Raw genomic sequence first — 6,447 nt, 5'->3', positions numbered from 1 at the left:
CCCAAGATCAGCGACCCGAAAGATGCGCGGCTCGGCGCCTTCGCCGTCGCGCACCACCTGCAGCGCCAGCGACTTCAGCACCTTGCCGAGTGCGCGGCGGAAGGCGCCGAGCCGCGCATCTTTCGGGTCGCTGATCTTGGGCGCGCCACGCGAACCAGCCTTGCCGGTGGCGAAGAAGAGCAGCGTGTCGCTAGTCGAGGTGTCGCTGTCGACGGTGACCGCGTTGAAGGTCTTTGCCGTGCCGCGCGACAACAGATCCTGCAGCACCGGGGCTGCGATCGGCGCGTCGGTGGCGATAAAGGAGAGCATCGTGGCCATATCGGGCGCGATCATGCCGGCGCCCTTGGCGATGCCGTTGATGGTGACGTCGGCGTCGCCGAGCTTCACCGTCTGGGACGCCACCTTCGGATAGGTGTCCGTGGTCATGATGGCCTTCGCCGCCTCGGTCCACAGGTCCGGCTTGCCGTCCTTCACCAGGCCGGCGAGCAGATGGCTGAATTTGTTGGTGTCGAGCGGCTCGCCGATGACGCCGGTCGAGGCCAGGAACACTTCGCTCTCGGAGCATCCGGCGGCCTTCGCCGCCGCCTCGCCGGTCAAAGCCGTCGAAGCGCGGCCCTTCTTGCCGGTGAAGGCGTTGGCATTGCCGGAATTCACCACCAGCACACGCGCCTTGCCGGCGGACAGGTTCTGGCGGCAGTAGTCGACCGGCGCCGAGGGGCATTTCGACTTGGTGAAGACACCGGCGACCGCCGTTCCGGGATCGAAGACCATGGCAAGCAGATCGGTGCGATTGCGATATTTGATCCCGGCCTCGGCGGTAGCGATGCGCACGCCCTCGATGACCGGCATCTTGGGATATTTCTTCGGTGCGAGCGGCGAAATCGTTGCGGACATGGGACCCCGGAGCGGCAGAACGCAAATAGGAGGCCGGTTTGCCCGATAGCGCGCGCTGGCGCAAGAGCGTTCTGGCCGCGCTTGATGGGCTCTCTCGGGGTGCGCGGCATAGCGCGCGCCTGAAATGCGAAAGGGCGCCCGAAGGCGCCCTTAGCAGCATCTTTCAGGCTGGCCGGCTTACTTGCCGCTCTCCAGCGTGTCGACCGCCGACTTCAGCTTCGCGTCCGGGATCTCGATCTTGGCGGCGCCGCGCAATTCCTTGACCATGGCGAAATACTTGTCGCGGATGACGGCCTGCTTGGCCTGATCCTTGACGTCGTCGAAGGCCGGCGGCTGCTTGGCGCGCTTGTCCTCGACCTTGATGACATGCCAGCCGAACTGCGACTGCACCGGCTCCTTGCTGTACTTGCCGACATCAAGCGCAAACGCGGCCTTGTCGAACTCCGGCACCATCTGCCCGGGACCGAACCAGCCGAGGTCGCCGCCATTCGACTTGCCGCTCGGGTCGCTCGTGTGCTCGTTGGCGAGCTTCTGGAAATCGGCGCCGCCGTCGAGCTGCTTGATGATCGCCTCGGCTTCTTCCTTCGTCTTCACGAGGATGTGACGGGCGTGAATCTCATTGACCGGCGGCGTGTTGGCAATTTCCTGGTCGTAGCGGGCGCGGATATCTGCATCCGTCACCTTGTCGACGACTTCCTTCTCGACGACCTCGCCGTGCAGGGCGCGCTGCTGCAGGAAGGCCATCCGACGCAGGAAATCGGCATCCTTGTCGAGGCCGCTGTCGACCGCTTTCTTGGCCATGACGCGGATTTCAATGGCCGCCGAAAGAGCAGCGGCGCGGCGCTGTTCCGGCGGCAGCTGCGCGAACTGCTGCGACAGCTCGCCTTCGGCCAGCGCGAGATCGGCCTCGGTCAGCTTCTCGCCGTTGATGGTGGCGACCACGGCGTTGGGATCCACGGGAGCGGCTGCGCGAGCCGCCGCGCCCGGCTGGGCGGGCTTGGTTTCCTGCGCCATCAGCGGCGACAGCGAAAGAGCCGAGAGCCCGAAGGCCAAGCCAAGGCTGGCGAGCGACGCGCGGCGGAACGACAGGGACATCAAGATAACTCCAATGGGGATTGCCGATAAGGATCGCTTGAACGGGAAGGTTCCAGATCAGTCCGATTGTGGCGGAATTTGGCGCTGCCCATAGGGCTAACGCGGCGTTGACATCAGTTGAGCCCCCTCTTATCTGTCCAACGACTTGGCGTCCAGAACCGTTTTCCGGGCGCTTTTTGCGTTTGTCCGCATTCACGCGGATTTGATGGGCCCGCCAGGCGCCTGTCGCAAACGGCTAAAATTGCTATCGAAAGGACCATTGGATGGTCAGTCTCGGCGCTCTCGCGCGTAAGGTTTTCGGCTCTTCCAACGACCGCCGAGTCAAGGCGACAAGGCCCCGGGTCGAGGCCATCAATGGGTTGGAAAACGAGATGCGGGCGCTCTCCGATGCCGAGCTTGCCGGCCGCACCGAGAAATTCCGCCAGGACTTCGCCAATGGCGCCTCGCTCGACGACCTGCTGATACCGGCCTTCGCAACAGTGCGAGAGGCGGCCCGCCGCGTTCTCGGCATGCGTCCCTTCGATGTCCAATTGATCGGCGGCATGGTGCTGCACAATGGCGGCATCGCCGAGATGCGCACCGGTGAGGGCAAGACGCTGGTCGCCACCTTGCCGGTCTATCTCAACGCGCTCGCCGGCAAGGGCGTCCATGTCGTCACGGTCAACGACTATCTTGCCAAGCGCGACGCCGAATGGATGGGCCGCGTCTACAAGTTCCTCGGCCTCACCGTCGGCATCATCGTACACGGCCTCTCCGACGACGAGCGCCGCGAGGCCTACGCCGCCGACGTTACCTACGCCACCAACAACGAGCTCGGCTTCGACTATCTGCGCGACAACATGAAGTATGAGCGCTCGCAGATGGTCCAGCGCGGCCATGCCTACGCCATCGTCGACGAAGTCGACTCGATCCTTGTCGACGAGGCGCGCACGCCGCTGATCATTTCCGGTCCGCTCGAGGACCGCTCGGAAATGTACAACACCATCGACGCCTTCATGCTGAAGCTCGGCCCGGCCGACTACGAGGTCGATGAAAAACAGAAAACCACGATCTTCACCGAGGACGGCACCGAGAAGCTGGAAAACATGCTGCGCGATGCCGGCCTGTTGAAGGGCGAGTCGCTCTACGACGTCGAGAACGTCGCGATCGTCCACCACGTCAACAATGCGCTGAAGGCGCACCTGCTGTTCCAGAAGGACAGGGACTACATCGTGCGCAACGGCGAGATCGTCATCATCGACGAGTTCACCGGCCGCATGATGCCCGGCCGCCGCTATTCGGAAGGCCTGCACCAGGCCCTCGAGGCCAAGGAGCATGTGCAGATTCAGCCGGAGAACCAGACGCTGGCCTCCGTCACCTTCCAGAACTATTTCCGCCTTTACAAGAAGCTCGCCGGCATGACCGGCACGGCGCTGACCGAGGCGGAGGAATTCGCCAACATCTACAATCTCGAAGTCACCGAGATCCCGACCAACCTGCCGGTCGCCCGCAGGGACGAGGACGACGAGGTCTACCGGACGGTGGAAGAGAAGTACAAGGCCATCGTCAAGGAGATCCGCGACGCCCGAGAGCGCGGTCAGCCGATCCTGGTCGGCACCACCTCGATCGAGAAATCCGAGCAGCTGGCCGAGCGCCTGCGCAAGGAAGGCGTCAAGAATTTCGAGGTGCTCAACGCCCGCCACCACGAGCGCGAGGCGGCTATCGTCGCCCAGGCCGGCAAGCCCGGCGCCATCACCATCGCCACGAACATGGCTGGACGCGGTACCGACATCCAGCTCGGCGGCAATGCCGACATGCGCATCGCCGAAGAACTGGCGGATATGCCCGCCGGCCCGGAGCGCGAAGCGCGCGAACAGCAGATCCGCGACGACGTCGCGCAGCTGAAGGAAAAGGCGCTGGCCGCCGGCGGACTCTACGTCTTGGCCACCGAGCGCCATGAATCGCGCCGCATCGACAACCAGCTGCGCGGACGTTCCGGCCGCCAGGGCGATCCCGGCCGTTCGAAATTCTTCCTGTCGCTGCAGGACGATCTGATGCGCATCTTCGGCTCCGAGCGCATGGACGGCATGCTGCAGAAGCTCGGCCTCAAGGAAGACGAGGCCATCATCCACCCGTGGATCAACAAGGCGCTGGAGAAGGCGCAGAAGAAGGTCGAGGCGCGCAACTTCGACATCCGCAAGAACCTGCTGAAATACGATGACGTCTCCAACGACCAGCGCAAGGTGGTTTTCGAGCAGCGCATCGAGCTGATGGATGGCGAAGGCCTGTCGGAGACGGTGGCCGAGATGCGCGAGGGCGTCATCGAGGAAATCGTCGCCAAGAACATCCCGGAAAACGCCTATGCCGAGCAGTGGAACGTCGCAGGTCTGAAGGAGGAAGTGGCGCAGTACCTCAATCTCGACCTGCCGATTGACGACTGGGTCAAGGAGGAGGGCATCGCCGAGGACGACATCCGCGAGCGCATCTCGGCCGCCGCCGAGGCAGCCGCCAAGGAACGCGCCGAGCGCTTCGGCCCCGACGTCATGAGCTATGTCGAGCGTTCGGTCGTGCTGCAGACGCTCGACCATCTGTGGCGCGAGCACATCGTCAACCTCGACCATCTGCGTTCGGTCGTGGGCTTCCGCGGCTATGCCCAGCGCGATCCGCTGCAGGAATACAAGGGCGAGGCCTTCGAGCTGTTCCAGGGCATGCTCGGCAATCTGCGCCAGGCCGTGACCGCGCAGCTGATGCGCGTCGAGCTAGTCCGCCAGGCGGCTGAAGCGCCGCCGCCGTCGGCGCCGGATATGTTCGGCAGCCATATCGACGGCACCACCGGCGAGGACGACTTCCAGGGCGGCGAGACGGCGTTGTTGGTCCGCCAGGAATCCCATGCCATGGTGGCACCCGAAAATCGCGATCCGAAGAATCCCGCGACTTGGGGCAAGGTCGGCCGCAACGAGGCCTGCCCGTGCGGCTCCGGCAAGAAATACAAGCACTGCCACGGCGCCTTCGCCTGATCCCCTTCACTTCTTCTTCCCGGATATGACGGGGAGAAGGAAGCCCTCCACCCAACCGTTTCTTAATGTGTTTCGCATACACCGAAACCTTGGAAACAGGCGGAAAACGGAGAGTATTCGGGGTGCGCTTTTCCGCGGCGACGACTGCCGGGCGGTTCTTGCCGCAGCGCTGGGCGCTGCGCATGCGGCCGCTGCTTGGCCGCATCGACGCCGTGCTGTTCAGCGCCGACGAACGCGGCGAAGCCGGCCGCATGTCGCTGATCGCATTCACCATCCGCATCGTCAGCGCGGTCATCGCCTTCGTCAGCCAGGTGCTGATGGCACGCTGGATGGGCTCGTTCGAATACGGCATCTTCGTGCTGGTCTGGGTGACGATGGTCATCGTCGGCAATCTCGCCTGCCTCGGCTTCCACACCTCGGTCATCCGTTTCATTCCCGAATATCGCGAGCGCGGCATGCTCGCCGAGCTGCGCGGCATCGTGCTGGCGAGCCGGCTGTTCGTGCTTGTCGCCTCGACGGTGATCGCGGGGCTGGGCGCGCTCGGCGTGTGGCTCGCCTCGCCCTGGATCGAGAACTACTACGTCATTCCCTTCATCCTCGGCGTCATCTGCCTGCCGATGATCGCGATGGGCGACCTCCTGCAGGGACTGGCGCGGGCGAACTCATGGGCGCTGTTCGCCCTGTCGCCGACCTATCTGGTGCGGCCGGTGCTGATCCTGGTGTTCATGGCGCTTATGCTCGCTATGCACTACGTGCCGGATGCCAAGACCGCGATCTTCGCCTCGATCGCCGCCACCTATACCACGACGCTCGGCCAACTGATGGGCGTGACCTCGCGCATGGACAAGCAGATCCCGGCCGGGTCGATGACCGTGCATTTCGGCCAGTGGTTCCTGGTCTCGCTCCCGATCTTCCTGGTCGAGAGTTTTTTCTTCCTGCTCACCAATGCCGACGTGCTGATGGTCGGCGCCTATCTCGAGCCCAATGACGTCGCCGTCTATTTCGCCACCGTGAAAACGCTGGCTCTGGTGCATTTCGTCTATTTCGCCGTCAAGGCGGGCGTTGCCCAGCGCTATGCGCAATTCACCCATGGCGAGCCGGAAAGGCTCGCCGCCTTCGCCCGCGAGACCGTCTCCTGGACCTTCTGGCCCTCGCTCGCGATGGCGCTGCTGGTGCTGGCGCTCGGCGAGCCGATGCTGGTGCTGTTCGGCCCTGAATTCACCGCCGGCTATCCGCTGCTTTTCCTGCTGGTCTTCGGCGTCGTCGCGCGCGGCGCCGTCGGCCCCTGCGAAAGCCTGCTCACCATGAGCGGCAACCAGAACATCTGCGCCGCCGTCTATGCCATGACGCTCGCGCTGAATATCGCTCTCAATGTGGTTCTGATCCCGCTCTTCGGCCTCTGGGGCGCGGCGATCGCCACCAGCCTCGCGATGGTCTTCGAGGCCGGCGCGCTGTCCTTCAC

At 64.1% G+C, this 6,447-nt stretch carries 4 protein-coding genes; 2 read left to right on the top strand and 2 right to left on the bottom strand.

From position 1 onward, the window contains the following. Both EOA75_RS26645 and EOA75_RS26640 read right to left on the bottom strand, forming a co-directional pair. Positions 1-894, bottom strand: an 894-nt coding sequence (locus tag EOA75_RS26645) for a bifunctional ornithine acetyltransferase/N-acetylglutamate synthase (RefSeq protein WP_127325555.1), incomplete at its 3' end; no start/stop codon positions are given. Between the two features lie 177 nt (positions 895-1,071). After that, on the bottom strand, positions 1,072-1,989 hold the full coding sequence (locus tag EOA75_RS26640) for a peptidylprolyl isomerase (RefSeq protein WP_127325554.1): 918 nt from the start codon (positions 1,987-1,989) through the stop codon (positions 1,072-1,074). 263 nt (positions 1,990-2,252) lie between these two features. On the opposite strand from EOA75_RS26640, the gene secA reads away from it, so the two are divergent. Both secA and EOA75_RS26630 read left to right on the top strand, forming a co-directional pair. After that, the gene (gene secA / locus EOA75_RS26635; RefSeq protein WP_066990130.1) at positions 2,253-4,985 is read left to right on the top strand and encodes a preprotein translocase subunit SecA; all 2,733 of its coding nucleotides are present in this window, start codon (positions 2,253-2,255) and stop codon (positions 4,983-4,985) included. Positions 4,986-5,107: 122 nt separating this feature from the next. Further along, positions 5,108-6,447: lipopolysaccharide biosynthesis protein (locus EOA75_RS26630; protein WP_164747574.1), on the top strand; the 1,340-nt coding region annotated here is incomplete at its 3' end.

It is taken from the genome of Mesorhizobium sp. M1A.F.Ca.IN.022.07.1.1, from assembly GCF_003997575.1.
Lineage (GTDB): Bacteria > Pseudomonadota > Alphaproteobacteria > Rhizobiales > Rhizobiaceae > Mesorhizobium.
Note: the sequence above shows the minus strand (reverse complement) of the source record. Positions and strands in the feature narration are given on the sequence as shown.

Excerpts from the sequence above, each read along its gene's own strand:
- EOA75_RS26640 (WP_127325554.1), bottom strand. The coding sequence starts at position 1,989 with ATGTCCCTGTCGTTCCGCCGCGCGTCGCTCGCCAGCCTTGGCTTGGCC.
- secA (WP_066990130.1), top strand. The coding sequence starts at position 2,253 with ATGGTCAGTCTCGGCGCTCTCGCGCGTAAGGTTTTCGGCTCTTCCAAC.